This is a genomic window from Halalkalibacter oceani (assembly GCF_023715705.1).
Lineage (GTDB): Bacteria > Bacillota > Bacilli > Bacillales > Bacillaceae_D > Halalkalibacter > Halalkalibacter oceani_A.
This window is the reverse complement of sequence record NZ_JAMBOS010000006.1, coordinates 96,871-112,182: the sequence shown is the minus strand read 5'-3', so window position 1 is coordinate 112,182 and position 15,312 is coordinate 96,871. Positions and strand designations below refer to the sequence as shown.

Here is a 15,312-nt window from a genome sequence, read left to right as displayed (position 1 = left end):
ATCAGTCCATTTTATGCTTACTCTGGCTCAGAGGAAGACTGACAGAAAATGTACTTCCCTGATTAAGCCTGCTCTCAACCGCGATCTGTCCTCCCGCTTCTTCAACTAACCCTTTCGTTAAAGCGAGACCCATCCCCTGGCCCTCCTTCTCCTGCTGATCATCGCGATCATGAAGCTCAAAGATCCCGTTCAGTCTCTCCTCGGTAATGCCACAGCCGGTATCCGTAATCGCTATCCAAAATCGGTCTTCTGTTAGTTCCGTCCGGATTGTCAATGTTCCATTTTTCTTATTAAATTTAATTCCGTTTGTTAGCAAATTAAGTAAAATTTGCACCATTTTCGTGCGCTCGATTTGTAAAAATATCTGCTCCTGCTCCATTTGCCGCACGATCTCAATATTTTTTTCGAGCGCAAGCGGGTAAACAAACATAATACTATCATCAATTACCTGATAGACATTAACCTTCTCCACCCGCTCCTTTAACGGCTTTCCTGTTCTGTCGTTCTTGCTGCTCATCGCATTAAGAAGCCGAAGCATATGCTTTCCGGATTTGATGATTTTTTCGAGACGGTCCTGCTGCTTTTGATTGCTGCGGTCCGCTTCAAGCTGCATTAACTGAGCGTAACCGAGAATGCTGTTTAACGGGATCTTTAATTCATGGGCCAATTGAACAGACCAGAGCGGCCAGCGCTCATACCCTTCCTCAAATGTCATCCTGGCAGTTTGCCGGTTGATTTCCTTACCGATAAACAAAAAGCTCGCTTCCCCTTCCCCTTTTAAGCAAAAAACGGTAAAAAAGGTGTCATAAGTATGCCCGTGCCTGCTTTGTAACGTGAGAATCGCTTCCGCTCCCTGCTGTTTTCGACTTTCGTCTAACAGCACAGCGGCTTTTTCTCGCGAGGAGGGCGCGAAAAAAGCCGCCATCGTATGATCGGCGAGCCGCTCAGGCGGGATAGCTGATAAAGTGAGAACAGCACAATTGGCGGTGAGGATCGCTTGATTCTCATCGCAAACAAAAATCCAATAGGAATGATTCCGGTCAGCAAGGCTCTCCTGCTTTTGCCGCAATCGGCCGCCCTGTTGCGCTTTTCCATTCAGCCAGCAGCCAAGCAAAAGCATGATACCGGCCGGCAGCAGGACATAGCGAAAAAAAGAATCCAAATCCATTCCCGATGCTGAGGAAGAGCAGCGTGCCAATCCATAAAACAAATATGCGCCCAGCAAAACAAGGATGAACCCATAGACGAGAAAGTTCATCCGATTCCACTTTTTGAAACCCCGATATAAATAACCCAGTAACCATGCAAAACCAATTAAAACAAGTACAAAAAAAATGTCGTTCATCTCTTCACACTTTCATGAAAAATATCCGCTACTTTTGCGTCAGTTGTTCTTGTAAATAGTGGTAAATGACTTCCCGAAACAGGTGAATATCAAGAGGCTTGTCGACAAAACTAACTTGGGGAAAATCACGTAATTGTTCGCGGATATTCAAGTTTTGAAAAGCCGTGCAGATCGTAAAAGGCAGACAAATTTGCTCCTGCACCTTTGAAAACGTATGGATGCTTTCATGATTAATAAAATCATATATTAGCAGCTCGACCGGTTTTCTTTTCAGTTCCATGACCACCTGTTCATGACTTTCAACGATATCCAGATTTGTAAATCCCCAATCTCTTAATATGGTTTCAAACAGGAGATTATAGCCGTTGTACTCCTGATAGATTAAAATCGCTTTCGTATATAGTTCTTCTTCCGTTATCACCCAGTTCTTAACTCCCTTTTGACTAAAATGCGTATGTTGAAAATTTTACCTTTTCGCAGCCCGCTATGTCTAATAGAAACAACCCCCAAGTAGCCCGTTTCATGTACCCCATGCGGAAAGAAAAGAAGTAGTTAGTAACGGATTGAACCCTTTCACAACCTTTTATTATGAGCTAACGCGAAACAGACTGTTTTCATTTTCACCATAAAAAAACAGTCTCGTATGTTAGCGAAGCAGCTTTTGCTGAGTCGTATGAATCCGGTGTTTCGAGATGTGAGCTGCTTTATCATAATCTAAAAAATAAGCTAAGTACGTTCTTCCTGAGGATTCAATATGAGAGATTTTGTTGACATTGATAATGTAAGAACGGTGAGATTGATAAAATGAAGAGGTAAGCTTTTTTTCAAGCGAATCCAATGTCTCCAACGTGACATAGGTTTTGTCTTTCGTATGAACAAGTGCTTCCTTTCCATTCTTTTCAATAAATAAAATGTCGTTGACAGGGACGTAATACGTCAGCTTTTTATTTTTAATAATCATTCGCTGGGAGTAATCGCGATATTTTTCCAGCCCTTTCATCTCTCTTACTTTTGCCAGCGCTTTATACAGACGCCCGGCTTCAATAGGTTTCACAATATAATCCGTCGCTGAAATCGTAAACGCTTCCACCGCGTAATCTTCATAGCCTGTTATAAAAATAAATCTCAAATCTGGAACGTATTCCAGACAAATCTTTATCGCTTCGAGCCCGTTAAGCTTCGGCATACGAATATCGATCAAAACCGCATCAACATTTCTATGGAGTAATACCTGTTCTACTACTTCTTTTCCATCCACTGCTTCCGCTACTACGGTAACATCAGGCAGGTGATTGATAAGTTCAATAAGGATTTCACGTGAATCCGCATGATCATCAGCTACAATTACCTTTAAATTCTCCATCTTACCCCTTCTTTTCATTATATTCCTCAGAAGACTACCATGTTGAAAGACGTTAACCAGTTTACGATAGTGTTTATAGACTTTACTCTCAATAATGTAACATTCCTGGTAGAAAAAACAACTATGATCGGCAATATTTATGTTGTAGAATAGTGGCACAATGGAGGTGGATTCAATGAAGATGCCCCTTGCGCCACTTGCCCCGCAGCAGTCTGACTATGTGTATGTCATCGTCGATCACGATTGGCACATTACGGATCTTACACCACCTGAACAGGAACGTTTCAGCTTTGCTTTCAAAAAAGCAGCGATTGGTGACCGTTTTCTGGATGCGCTTTCTCCAGCTTTTTCGCGACAGCTGCAAACGAAGCTTTATCAAGCTTCCCAGAAGAAACAGCCGCACCACTTTGTCGAAAGACTAAATGACGGAAAGAATTCGATTCGTATTGAAATATATCCTTGTTTAAATCATACTATTATTCTTTTAAAAGATAAAACATCTGAGATTGAAGAAGAGGAAGCGTTCGAAGCTCATCTAGAGGATTTGACTTTACTCACGGAAACAAGCCATGATTTGATTTTACAGGAAAAGCCCCAGCAGTTGTTTGATACGTTATTTGCCGATCTTGCCCGTTATTTAAACCTTGACGTTTATTTTCATTATCGGCATAGCGATAGCGGAAAGGAACTTCATTTAATGAATTATTCAGGTATTTCAGCCGATATGGCCGTCCAGCTTCATTCTCTTCAGCTTGGCGAGGCAATCTGTGGGAAAGTGGCAGCAGAAAAGCAAAAGCGAATAGCCGAATATGTGGAAACCAGCGACGATCCAAGTACAAAATTGATTCGCTCGCTTGGCATAAAAGCCTACGCCTGCCATCCGCTTATATCAAATAAGCGGATGCTTGGCACTCTTGCGTTTGGTTCAAAGCAACGCTCAACATTTTCAAAACGTGAGCTGTCACTGATTGATAAAGTATGCAAACAGGTTGCGACGATCATGGAACGGCTTTTTTTCATCATTCAATTGCAAGAAATCAATAATGAGCTTACCAGCAGGAACGAGCTGTTGCTGCAAGCCAGGCAGGAGGCCGACAAAGCGAAGGTCGATTTTCTTTCAATGCTGAGCCATGAACTGCGCACTCCGTTGAACTCCATCCTTGGCTTTTCACAAATTTTGTTACTCGACAAAAAGCAGGAGCTTACAGATCACCAGATCAAAAGCATAAGAAAAATTGTTCATGCCAGCCGCCACTTACTCACGTTAATCAACCAAATTCTTGAGCTTGTCCGGATTGAATCCGGCCAACCAGCGTTAGCACCAGAAAGAATAAACGTCCATGAAGCCGTGACAAACTGCATCAAATTACTGTCTCCATTTGCTGAAAGTAAGCATATCCTTATTCATCATTGCACTCGGCGTGATCAGATTCCCGCCATCAAAGCAGATAAAATCAGGTTTAATCAAGTCATTCTTAACCTGCTTTCAAATGCAATTAAGTACAATTATGAAGAGGGACAGGTCAGTATCAGTTATTCCATTCAGGCAGATTACCTCATTATAACGATTGCTGATACAGGCTACGGTCTTTCAAAAGAAGATCAGGCCCGGATGTTTAAGGCGTTTTACCGCTCTCCGGCGCACGCCTCCCGTGTTGAAGGCTCCGGGATTGGACTGACGATCGTTCAGCAGCTACTGACGGAAATGGGAGGCTCGGTCAGCTTTCAAACGACTGACGGAATCGGCAGTAAGTTCTTCGTAAAAATTCCCCTCTATATAAAAGAGGGGATGAGCCAAAGCTAGTTAGGATGAAGCAGAATGGAAACTCTTGCCACAAGGCCATTCTAGGAAACCCGCTCATGCCTAAGGGGCTGGGAAAAAGGGAAAACACCCCTTTTGTCTCAGCCCCTTAAAACGGCTCATTTTATAAGCTGCTCAAGATTTTTCAGCTCGAGCTCAGCGAACTTTGCCCGCATTCGCTCCTCATCAACCTGATAAAGCGCCTCCTCCAAGGAACAGTCCACCTCAACCTGGCAATGGATTTGTGCCAGCTTACGGCAAAGATGAAGCATCTCTTCCTCTTCCTGAATCTTGCGGCGCTGAGCCGGCGTTAACGCTTCGACGTTGGCCAACACCCCTTCAATAGATTGATAGGTTTGCAGCAGTTTCAACGCAGTCTTTTCCCCAATTCCTTTTACCCCGGGATAATTATCACTGCTGTCGCCCATAAATGCTTTTAAATCGACCATTTGATGAGGCTGGATCGCTTTTTCGGCAAAAAAGCTTTCTGGATTATAGACCTGATAGTGGCCAATCCCTTTTTTCAACAGAATCACTGAGATGTTCTCCTGGATTAATTGCAGAATATCCTGATCGCCTGTTAAAATCATAACTTCCGCTTCTTTCGCGTACTTTTGCGCCAATGTGCCAATGCAGTCGTCCGCTTCATAATGTGGCAATCCGACATTCGGAATGGAAAGCTCTTCAACTACCTCTTTTACTAAATCGAACTGCGGTATAAGCTCAACCGGCGGCTCGCCGCGATTCGCTTTATACGCAGGATAAATGTCATTGCGGAATGTTTCACTGCCCATATCCCAGCAGCAAATGACGTGCGTCGGTTCAAATCTGTTCGTCGCGGAAAATAAATGCTTCACAAAACCGTGAATCGCATTCGTCGGTATTCCTTTGCTGTTTACCATATAATAGCCACTCATAGCCGTGGCATAAAAAGAACGGAACAGTAACGCCATTCCGTCCACGAGCATCACTTTTTTATTCTCCACTTGCTTCCCTCCTTGCGCTCAGTAACCTGTATTATACCACAAAAACAAGCCCGGAGAGGATTCGATTCTCCTCTCCGGGCGGGCGGTAAAGCGGCCTAAGGCTTCAACACAACCTTCAGACAATCATCGGTCCGGTTATTAAATTTCTCATAGCCTTCCGCGGCCCGTTCAAGCGGGAGGGAATGGGTAATGATCGAAGAAGGGTTGAGCTGGTTCTTCGTAATCAGGTTGTAAATGTCCGGCATAAAATGACGGGCCGGCGCCTGACCCATTTTTAGCGTAATGTTTCTAGTGAAAAATGGACCTAAGGGGAACATGTTATACAGTCCGCCATAAACGCCGGTAATTTGGACCGTTCCGCCTTTGCGGACTGCTTTTGTCGATATTTGGATCGGACCGAGTGTTCCCCCTTGCAGCTTCATCTTCTGCTCAATGAATTCCAGCGGTGACTTCTTGCCATCCATCCCGGCACAGTCGATGACAACATCCGCGCCGCCTTTCGTCGTTTCCTTTAACACTTCCCCCATGTCTTCATGCTTCGTAAAATCAAAAACCTCGACCTTGTTGACTTTTCTGGCGAACTCAAGCCGGTACGGAATATAATCGACTGCAATTACCCGCTTTGCTCCTTGAAGCCAGGCAAACTGCTGGGCAAACATCCCGACCGGACCGCAGCCTAATACGATCACTGTGTCACCTTTTTTCACGCCGGCATTGACCACACTCCAATAGGCCGTTGGCAAAACATCAGATAAAAACAAGAGCTGCTCATCCTCCAGCTCACAATCATCCGGTACACGGAAAGGTGTAAAGTTGCCAAATGGCACCCGTAAATACTCAGCCTGCCCGCCCGGGTGATTGCCGAATTTTTCGGAATAACCAAAATAACCGCCGGAATCATAATGAGGGTTGGCGTTGTCACACTGACTCTCCAGCTTATGGTCGCAATAAACACAGCGGCCGCAAGCAACGGTAAATGGGATAACGACCCGGTCCCCTTTTTTCACACTCGTCACCGCGGGTCCAACCTCTTCGACGATCCCCATCGGTTCATGACCGATCACATAGCCGATTGGCAGCGGGAAGTTTCCCTGATATAAATGAAGATCGGAGCCGCATATTGCCGTCGAGGTGATTTTGACAATGACATCTTCCGGGTCTTGAATATCGGGTGTTTTCACTTCTTTTACTTGTACGACATATTTCCCTTGATACGTGACGGCTTTCATTTCATCATCCCTTACTCATTGGTTTTTTGTTAGTATCTTAAGGAAGGGACTAGAATATACCTGAAGGTTCTTATTGCAAATTCTCGACCTCAACCTGGAGAACGGGGTCTAATGATTTTAATGCATAAAAGACGTCGGTCGTGTACGTTTTTTTATCGGTGACGATTAAGCAGTTAATGACGATATCATTCACTTCCTCCTTGACCTTGACCCGTCTGACCCCAAAACCGAGAAGCTTGATATTTTTAAGCAGTTCAGTCAGGTCCGTCTCTTTTTCGACATATAGTTTTGCCCTGATTTCGATTTCGTGCAACTTCTTCGGACCAATCCATTCAAACAGATCAGGAATAATTCTGACGCCCAAAAACATAAAAATAAGACCAAGTATTCCCTCGGTATAAAAGCCGACGCCAAACGTAATCCCGAGACCGGCTGAAGCAAGGACAAGAGCAGCGGTCGTCAAGCCGGAAATGGCATCATTATTTCTTCTTAAAATCACTCCCGCGCCAAGAAAACCGATCCCGCTGATCACGTAGGACGGAATCCGGCCAGGGTCCATCGGGCGTGAATAGGCTTCCGAAAACAAAAAGGCAGACTCGTAGGACACAATTGTCAGAAGACAAGCCGTAACAGAGACAATCAAACAAGTTTTCAGTCCAAGCGGCTTTCCTTTCAGCTCCCGTTCCAAGCCGATAATAAGACCACCTACTGCGGCAAGACTGATTTTCAATAATAAATCGTATTGCATTATTTCTTCTACCACGACTTCAAAGATATCTTCCATCCTTCAACACTCCCTTCCCCTTCTATACCCTTAATGACGATCTTTCATACCATCTTCCTCTCTTATCGTATAGCCGTTCGCCACCGTTTATGATTTTGCTGATAACAAGTAAAAAAGCTGCTCAAATGGTGCTTGACCATTTGAACAACTTTGGAATGAACATATTCAATTTCCCAAAAGGGATCTGTCAGGCTTGCTCCAAAATCGAGTAAAGCTCCTCCAAGTGCGTGATTTCATAATCAGGAATCACTTCATCGCTTTTTGGTTTGTCGTGGCGGTTAATCCAGACAGACTTCATCCCGACCCGCGAGGCACCGAGAATATCGGTCATTAAATTATCACCGACCATAATCGCTTCGTCCTTTTCGATCCCCATTTTTTCGAGAGCATGGGTGAAAATGGACGGATCAGGCTTGCCCCTTCCGAATGCACCGGAAATGACAATATGATCAAAGTAAGGAACAAGCTCCGGTGTAATCGTCAGCTTCGTCTGCTGAAGGTCGGGCGAACCATTCGTGAGCAATAACAGCCGGTAATCCTGCTTAAGCTTGTCCAATACTTGAAACGATTCTTCGTAGACATAAGGGTGCTTGCGACGCTCTTCCGGGAAACGCTCGGCCAGTTCATAGCCGAATGCTTCGTCATCAATCCCCAGCGCTTTTAAGCCGTTCGTCCAAGCGTCCTTCCGGTAGCCGGGTACGACCTCTTTCATCTTTTTGAAATTTTCATCCTCATCAAGAAAATTTCCCCATAATCCTTCAAACGGGTTGATGCCGATCATCTGCGTGAAGGAATAGGTTTCGTAGGAAGCATACAGTCTTCTCGCTTCCTCTCTCACCGCTTCCTCAAGTGCCTTCGGATCAATGTCGTATTTCTCGGCCGCCACTTGGCATGTGGCGTCAAATGCAGACTGCACACTTTTTTGATCCCAAAGCAGGGTATCATCCAAATCAAAGAAAATCGCTTTAATCATTGCCTACTGCCTCCGTCTCTAGCTTTGCTTATTCGTTATTCTTTTATTCTATCATGTTCTTCGCCTTGACAGTAGGGAAATCCGGTATCTCCTTATTCAACCCGTCGAGATTTATAGGTACTCCGCTTGGTAGAATAGCGTTAATGGTCGACATAAGCTCCGGCTGACGGCAGAGCTCCGCTGACAGGATCGCAACCAGTCCCTGATCGTGATGAGTACGTATCAAGCGACCGATGCCTTGGCGTAAACGCAATAACATATAAGGCAGATCAACCTCCGCGTAAGGATCGCGGGCACGGTTTCGCTTTGCGGTAAATACCGGATCCGCCGGCGGAAAAGGCAAGGACCAAATGATGACATTTGATAATGAAGGACCGGGAATATCAAGTCCTTCCCAGAGGCTGACGGCACAGAGAACTGTCTGAACTTCAGCCTGAAAGATCGAAATCAGCTGACTGATTTCCTGATCCCCTTCAAACAGGAACGGCCATTTTTGCAGACGCGGATCGCTTTTGGCCGCATGCTTGAAGTGCTGCAATTCCTCGTGGTTTGTAAACAGCAGCAAGGCGCTTCCGTCTGTTTTTTCAAGCAATTTGACCGCATGTTCAAGCTTCTCTTTCCATAAATCATCACCAGTGAGCCTCGGTGTTAACAGCCTCATTTGCGCAGCATAGTCAAATGGCGAGTCGACAGAAAATGATAAGTACTCTTCAACCCCTAGACTGCTAGCCATGTAATCAAAAGAACCGTCAACTGACAGCGTTGCGGAGGAGAAGATAAATGGAATGTTCTTTGAGAAAACCTTTTCCTTTAACACTTTCTCCACCATTTCAGGCATGATCACAAGCGTAACATGTCCATCTTCACGCTCGACCCAGGAAATCACATTTTCCTGCTCAAGATAAAGCACCAGAGCATGCTTGATCATTTCCAAATGCTCCTCAACGATCCGCAGCTGATAGTCATCAATCGTAAATAGTTCGCTCTCGAACACTAATTCTTCTTCAAGCCGCTCGATATAGTCGACCAGCCGTTGCAGTTCACTCAGCACCGGCGCCGAATCCAGCTCATGACGTATCGTCCCGGGTACGGGCTGTGAGTGCTTTTCGATCAGCTGGGTGACATATACGCTTTGTGCAAGCAGCTCTTCAATTAGAACGGCAAATCGTTCCCGCACATCATTATGCAGTAGCCTAGTTAACAGCTCTTCCAAGCTGTCATGCCGGTATTTATAGGTCAGCGCGTTTTGCGCGGCAACCTCCAATAAATGGCCTTCATCGAAGACAACCGCGCTCGCTTCAGGTAGAAAAGGAAGCTGGCCTTCTCGTTTTCGCGCTTCATATGTCCAAACATGCTCCATATAAAAATCATGGGAGCAAATAATCAAATCGGTTGCCTGACGGTAGTCATCACGTGAAAGTGTCTGACCGCAGCGGTGGCGGCTTTGGCAGACAAAGCAATCCTGAAAGGAGTCCCAGTTAATTCTGTTCCACGCTTCATCATCCAGCTCTGGATATTGCTTGCGATCGCCATAAGGCGTAAATGCCTGCATCGTTTGATTCGTGTGAACAAAGGAAGGAAGTCGATCGTAAACCATATCATAGTGGTCAGGATAGTCCTCTCTTGACCGTTCTGCTTCGAGCTTTTCAAGGCAAAGATACTGCTCCCTCGATTTAGCAAGCCGGACATCAATAGAGAGGCCGAGCAGATTTGAAAGCTTTTCAATATCTCCGTCTTTTTTGACAAGCTGTTCAATCAGGGATTCATCCGCACAGGCAATGATTGCCGGCTTTCTCATATAGCGGGCATAACAAATCGCATAAAGCAGATAGACAATCGTTTTGCCGGTTCCGACTCCAGCCTCGGCAAACATCACTTTCTTTTCACGAAATGCTTTTTCCATTTGAAACGCCATAAAAATTTGTTCATCGCGAAGCTCCATACCAGCTTCCGGCAATAAATCATAAAAGACATCGCCAATCCATTCATTCAGCTTTTCAAAAAAAGATTCATGCAACTCATAGGAAAAAGGTAATTGTTGACTAGCTTTCAAGGGTAGACCTCCGTCGTTTATTATCGTGGGCATTGACGTTTCATTATCGCAAAAAGGAAGAAGAACTGTCAATCTTCATCACAACAAAAAGGCTTAGGCAAAAGGATGTTACCTTTTGCCCAGCCTCTCAAGCTCTATAGAACCTTTATTTAATTTCAATCGTCCAATTGAACGGATCATCCAGTTTCCCTGTTTGAATGCCGGTCAGCGTGTCATACAGTCTTTTTGACAATGGACCGGTCTCACGATCATTGATCACCATTTTCCGCCCATCCCAATTCAGTTCACCGACTGGCGAAATAACGGCAGCTGTACCTGTACCGAATGCCTCCTCAAGCTGTCCGGCTTCGTACGCCTGATAAATCTCTTCCATCGAAATCCGGCGTTCACTAACACTCATCCCCCAGCTCTTAAGCAGTTCAAGGATCGACATTCGAGTAATCCCCTCAAGAATACTGCCGTTTAACGCCGGCGTAACCACTTCACCGTTTATTTTAAAGAAAACATTCATGCTGCCGACTTCTTCAATGTATTTCTTCTCGACACCATCAAGCCACAGCACCTGGGATTGCCCCATCTCCGTCGCCCGTTCCTGCGCCTTATAGGCCGCTGAATAATTCCCCGCCGTTTTCGCCGTTCCCGTTCCGCCGCGTACAGCACGAGTATAGCTGTTTTCGACATAAATGCCTACAGGATGGATGCCTTCTGCGTAATAGGAGCCGACCGGCGAGAGAATCACCATAAAGGTATACGTCTTAGACGGCGCGACACTCAAGTTCGGCTCCGTCGCAAAAATAAATGGACGAATATAAAGCGATGTCCCCTCAGCTGTTGGAATCCAGTCCTTCTCAAGCTTTAAGAACTCCTTCAAATAACCGAGCACTTTCTCTTCCTCAATCGCCGGGATGCTCAGCCGGTCACTTGAACGGTTTAAGCGCTGCAGATTCTTTTCCGGTCGGAACAATAAAATGCGCTCATCTTCCGTGCGGTAAGCCTTTAATCCTTCAAATACAGATTGACCATAATGAAAGACCATTGCCGCTGGATCAAGTGTGATCGGCTCATACGGCACGATACGCGGGTTGATCCAGCCCTCGCCTTCATGATAATCCATCATGAGCATATGATCGGAAAACTGCTTTCCAAATACTAGATTTTTTGCATCGGGCTTCGTCTTACGCTTCGTTGATTTGATAATTTCCAGCCTGTCTGTCATATTCCCTCTCCTTTACTACCGATAGAAATTAGCATGTCCTCTTTTATCGTACCATTTTTCGCTAAAAAATGGGAGCGCCAAACAAGTAAACCAGCCCATACGCTTTCGAACCCGGTTCAATAAGATGAACAGACAGGTTTAAAAAAGCTTTAGGAGGGAGTAACGATATGTCAGAACATTTGAGACCAATACTTCTTGGGCTTATCATCGCTTTCTTCGCTGGTTTTAGCCTTTTTTTCCTGGCGAGTAAAGATCAGTCGAATGATCATCCTGATCCGGCTCCGCCAAACGAGGAAACCCCGGTACCTGATTCACCATTATGGGGTGTTGATTCCGTCAATATTGCCGATGAGGACTTTATGCAATGCATTACCGGCAGTTTTGGAGACCCTGCGGTTTTCGGCCGCTATATGGTGGACAAAGAAGGGGTGTCACACGGCTTAACGAGCGAAGAGATTGAATATTTGCATGCAAATGACATCGCGATTTTGCCGATTTACAATCATTTTGAAGATGCGACGACTTATGAGGCCGGAGTTGCTGAAGCTGAGCAAGCGATCGCCTTTGCCAATGACTATCAGATTCCGGAAGGTGTGGCGCTGTTTGCCGATATCGAGCCGATCTATCCGGTCGATCACCAGTTTATTCTTGGCTGGCATGACACGATCGCCGCTTCGCCGTATCAATCTGGAATTTATGGCGTTTTCTCAGCTGACAGCGAACTAAGTGCGGCATTCCAGCAGGCTGTCGCCGAAAACGAAGACGTTCTGGCGGAAACCGTCATCTGGAGTAACCAGCCGCAGGCCGGTATTACGACGGAAGCGACGGCCCCTAAAGAATTTGTAATGGAAGGTCCTGAAGGCGGGCTGCTATATGCGTGGCAATACGGGCTTGATGCCGAAGTTTGTAATATCGACACCAATTTATTTCAGCCGGAAATCCTTGACTACCTGTGGAGATAACAGAATCTAAAAAATAGGATGTAGGGCAAAACGAATATCTTCACCTGAAAAAATCGAACGATGAAATAGATGGAGCACCGAAAAGAATTTAGTATGTAACTCGGAGAAGAAGCGATGGCTCCGCACGTTGCGCGCCTTGCTATGAGAAACCTACTCACAGCAAGGCTTTTAAAATCAGGCAACGGCTACGCTCTAAAAAAAGGGAACCCCTCCTTTTCACCAGCTTCCTGCGAAAAGCGGAGTGATCGTTCAGGAGCGTTGGATGACATTAATTAATTAATTAATTTATTTGTTCGAACGTCATGCAGGTGAAATATTTTTGACCCACCCGTTACCGAGACCGCTTCGCCTTCTGTCTGCTAATTTCTTCTTTAAAGGCAAACCACTGTGCTTCTGGCAGCTGTTCAACTTTCGTCTCCAGTACCTCGCACAATAAAGACTTATTTTTATAAAACTCCGGTTTCCCGGCCTGGTAATAATGTTTAACGACCTGTTCTTCCTTAAAGAAACTTTTCCCAATTTGTAAGAGAACCGTGACCGGTAAGTCACTGACCGAGACGCTTTCCCTCCGGTGCTGGACGCCACTTTCCTGCAATGCTTTCTTTAACGCTTTTTGGCGTATCCTTTTCTTCTTTGATTTCACCGTCAGACTGGCAATCACCGCAGTCCTCCTGTCCACTTCAATCCGATTCACAGTAAAACACTCCTTCTTTATGTAGTTCTATTTGTAGGAAACAGCACGGCTTGTCTGTCCCTTTTCTATCAATCTTATAGTAACAAATAAAAACGCTATTTTTAGCAATACGAGTTATCTTCCTATAATTACATAAATTCCGACATCGTTTCCAGTTGGCAATCGACAGTTTACGCTCAAAAATCAGGGGATGCGTTGGCATCCCCTGATTTTTTCATAGCCTTTTAGACAGAACGCTCGTTATTCTTCATCCTTTTTCCGATCGACAGTCCCTTCCTTTACTGTATCCTGGACTTGTTCCTTTGTTTTGTCAAGACCTTTCTGTTCTGACTGTTCCTTCTGTTTCTGTTCTTGTTGCTTTGTCATAGCCTTTCCCTCCTTTATACAGATAACCATACCCGCACCGGGAAGCCGCTAATCGCGTTTTGAGCTAGGCACCATTTCTGAGCTCTGCACATAGACTATCGTACAAATGTCCAGCTGGCATCATAAAGGAGTGATAGCAATGGCAGAGCTCACAGCCTCTCATTGGATGTATTTGATCGGAACCTGTTTGATCATTTTGACAATGCTCTTTAGACAGAATGTAGTTGTGCCGGCGATTGTGATGACTTTCTTAGTTGGCTGGCTCTACACCGGTTCATTCGCCAGCGGGCTGCAAACGATTTTTCAATCAAGCTTAACCGCTGCTGGTGAATTGTTTAATATATTTTTAATCATTACGATTATGACCGCTTTGCTTCAATCGTTGAAATCACTCGGATCTGACCGGCAGATGATCACCCCGTTTCAGCGTGTGATGAAAAATGGTCATCTTTCGTTTTGGATATTAGCTTTCGTCACGTATTCCCTCTCTTTATTTTTCTGGCCGACCCCGGCCGTTCCGCTAATTGCCGCCTTGTTAATTCCTGTAGCCATACGGGCCGGGCTTCCGCCAATTGGTGCGGCAATCGCCATTTCACTGGCCGGGCAGGGAATGGCGCTTTCATCCGATTACATGATTCAGATTGCGCCGATGCTGAGCGCGACCGCAGCCGGAATTTCCGTTGAATCCGTGGCTGACAGGGCGCTCGTTTTATCCTTGATTACCGGAGCTGTCGCCCTGCTATTAGCGTATTTTTTCTTGCGGAAACATATCCAGCTTCCAGACAACAGCTGTCAAGAAGTGAAAAAAATGGCGCCGGACAGTTCTCCGGCGAAGCGATTGACATTTGCGATTTTAGTACCGGTCACCTTCCTGTTGATCATCACCTATATGGTTATCTCGAAGTTTTCCAGTGCACTTCCCGCGATGGAAGGCGGGGCGGGCGCAGCATTAATTGGCGGCTCGGCTCTGTTGTTGCTGATTGCCGCCTCCGCAAGCATGAAGCTAAAAACCGCCCTGCAAAAAAGCAGTGACTATCTCGTCGACGGCTTCGTTTTTGCATTTAAAGCAATGGGACCGGTCATTCCGATTGCAGGCTTCTTCTTTCTTGGCAGCGGTGAATTTTCAGCGCGGATCTTCACGATCGCCGAAGGAAGCGAAGCGCCTTCTTTTCTGTTCGACCTTGTGCAGGCCGGGCAGCAGGCGATTCCGGAAAGCAGCTTTCTCGCCGGGTTCGGCATTTTGCTCATTGGGATGATTACCGGGCTTGATGGTTCAGGCTTCTCGGGCCTGCCACTCGTTGGGGCGTTATCCGGGGCATTAAGTGAAAGTGTCGGCGTCGATGCAGCCACATTGGCAGCAATCGGCCAAATGGGATCAATTTGGATCGGCGGCGGTACATTAATTGCCTGGTCGTCGCTCGTCGCCGTTGCCGGCTTTGCCAAAGTACCGGTGATGGAACTTGTGCGTAAAAGCTTTCTCCCTGTTATTCTCGGTCTTCTCATTTCCACATTCATGGCGCTGATGATCTTTTAAAAAGCA

At 45.7% G+C, this 15,312-nt stretch carries 14 protein-coding genes; 3 read left to right on the top strand and 11 right to left on the bottom strand.

Translation table 11 applies throughout. The features are described from left to right. Position 1: 1 nt before the first annotated feature. From M3212_RS08345 to M3212_RS08335, 3 genes are all read right to left on the bottom strand, one after another. Complete coding sequence (locus tag M3212_RS08345; RefSeq protein ID WP_251193505.1) at positions 2-1,345, bottom strand: sensor histidine kinase; 1,344 nt, start codon at positions 1,343-1,345, stop codon at positions 2-4. 28 nt (positions 1,346-1,373) lie between these two features. Further along, positions 1,374-1,766 carry a hypothetical protein gene (locus tag M3212_RS08340; protein ID WP_251193504.1) on the bottom strand — a complete coding sequence of 131 codons (393 nt, stop codon included), beginning with the start codon at positions 1,764-1,766 and terminating at the stop codon, positions 1,374-1,376. Positions 1,767-1,991: 225 nt separating this feature from the next. Next, on the bottom strand, positions 1,992-2,708 hold the full coding sequence (locus M3212_RS08335; protein ID WP_251193503.1) for a LytR/AlgR family response regulator transcription factor: 717 nt from the start codon (positions 2,706-2,708) through the stop codon (positions 1,992-1,994). 175 nt (positions 2,709-2,883) lie between these two features. Here M3212_RS08335 and M3212_RS08330 point away from each other — a divergent pair, with 175 nt between their 5' ends. Beyond that, the gene (locus M3212_RS08330) at positions 2,884-4,512 is read left to right on the top strand and encodes a GAF domain-containing sensor histidine kinase (RefSeq protein WP_251193502.1); all 1,629 of its coding nucleotides are present in this window, start codon (positions 2,884-2,886) and stop codon (positions 4,510-4,512) included. Positions 4,513-4,628: 116 nt separating this feature from the next. Here the strand turns inward: M3212_RS08330 and M3212_RS08325 are convergent, their stop codons facing one another. The 6 genes from M3212_RS08325 to M3212_RS08300 all read right to left on the bottom strand — a co-directional run bounded on the left by M3212_RS08325 (position 4,629) and on the right by M3212_RS08300 (position 11,750). Continuing rightward, positions 4,629-5,495: a 5'-3' exonuclease gene (locus M3212_RS08325; protein WP_251193501.1), complete on the bottom strand. Its 867-nt coding sequence runs from the start codon at positions 5,493-5,495 to the stop codon at positions 4,629-4,631. Between the two features lie 95 nt (positions 5,496-5,590). Beyond that, positions 5,591-6,724, bottom strand: a complete 1,134-nt coding sequence (locus M3212_RS08320; protein WP_251193500.1) for a zinc-dependent alcohol dehydrogenase — start codon at positions 6,722-6,724, stop codon at positions 5,591-5,593. Between the two features lie 70 nt (positions 6,725-6,794). Further along, the gene (locus M3212_RS08315) at positions 6,795-7,508 is read right to left on the bottom strand and encodes an MgtC/SapB family protein (RefSeq protein WP_251193499.1); all 714 of its coding nucleotides are present in this window, start codon (positions 7,506-7,508) and stop codon (positions 6,795-6,797) included. Positions 7,509-7,695: 187 nt separating this feature from the next. Continuing rightward, complete coding sequence (locus M3212_RS08310; protein ID WP_251193498.1) at positions 7,696-8,481, bottom strand: HAD family hydrolase; 786 nt, start codon at positions 8,479-8,481, stop codon at positions 7,696-7,698. Positions 8,482-8,524: 43 nt separating this feature from the next. Continuing rightward, the gene (locus M3212_RS08305; protein WP_251193497.1) at positions 8,525-10,534 is read right to left on the bottom strand and encodes an ATP-dependent DNA helicase; all 2,010 of its coding nucleotides are present in this window, start codon (positions 10,532-10,534) and stop codon (positions 8,525-8,527) included. A 145-nt stretch (positions 10,535-10,679) separates the two neighbouring features. Next, positions 10,680-11,750, bottom strand: a complete 1,071-nt coding sequence (locus M3212_RS08300) for a branched-chain amino acid aminotransferase (protein WP_251193496.1) — start codon at positions 11,748-11,750, stop codon at positions 10,680-10,682. 167 nt (positions 11,751-11,917) lie between these two features. Between M3212_RS08300 and M3212_RS08295 the strand changes: the two genes are divergently transcribed. Then, the gene (locus tag M3212_RS08295) at positions 11,918-12,712 is read left to right on the top strand and encodes a glycoside hydrolase domain-containing protein (RefSeq protein ID WP_251193495.1); all 795 of its coding nucleotides are present in this window, start codon (positions 11,918-11,920) and stop codon (positions 12,710-12,712) included. 331 nt (positions 12,713-13,043) lie between these two features. Here M3212_RS08295 and M3212_RS08290 read toward each other — a convergent pair whose 3' ends face one another. Both M3212_RS08290 and M3212_RS08285 read right to left on the bottom strand, forming a co-directional pair. Further along, entirely contained in the window at positions 13,044-13,406 is a 363-nt protein-coding gene (locus M3212_RS08290) for a hypothetical protein (RefSeq protein ID WP_251193494.1), read from the bottom strand. 240 nt (positions 13,407-13,646) lie between these two features. Next, positions 13,647-13,772 (bottom strand): DUF4025 domain-containing protein, encoded by a 126-nt coding sequence (locus M3212_RS08285; RefSeq protein ID WP_251193493.1) that lies wholly within the window; start codon positions 13,770-13,772, stop codon positions 13,647-13,649. A gap of 139 nt (positions 13,773-13,911) precedes the next feature. On the opposite strand from M3212_RS08285, the gene M3212_RS08280 reads away from it, so the two are divergent. Next, positions 13,912-15,306 carry a hypothetical protein gene (locus tag M3212_RS08280; RefSeq protein ID WP_251193492.1) on the top strand — a complete coding sequence of 465 codons (1,395 nt, stop codon included), beginning with the start codon at positions 13,912-13,914 and terminating at the stop codon, positions 15,304-15,306. The last annotated feature ends 6 nt before the right edge of the window (positions 15,307-15,312 follow it).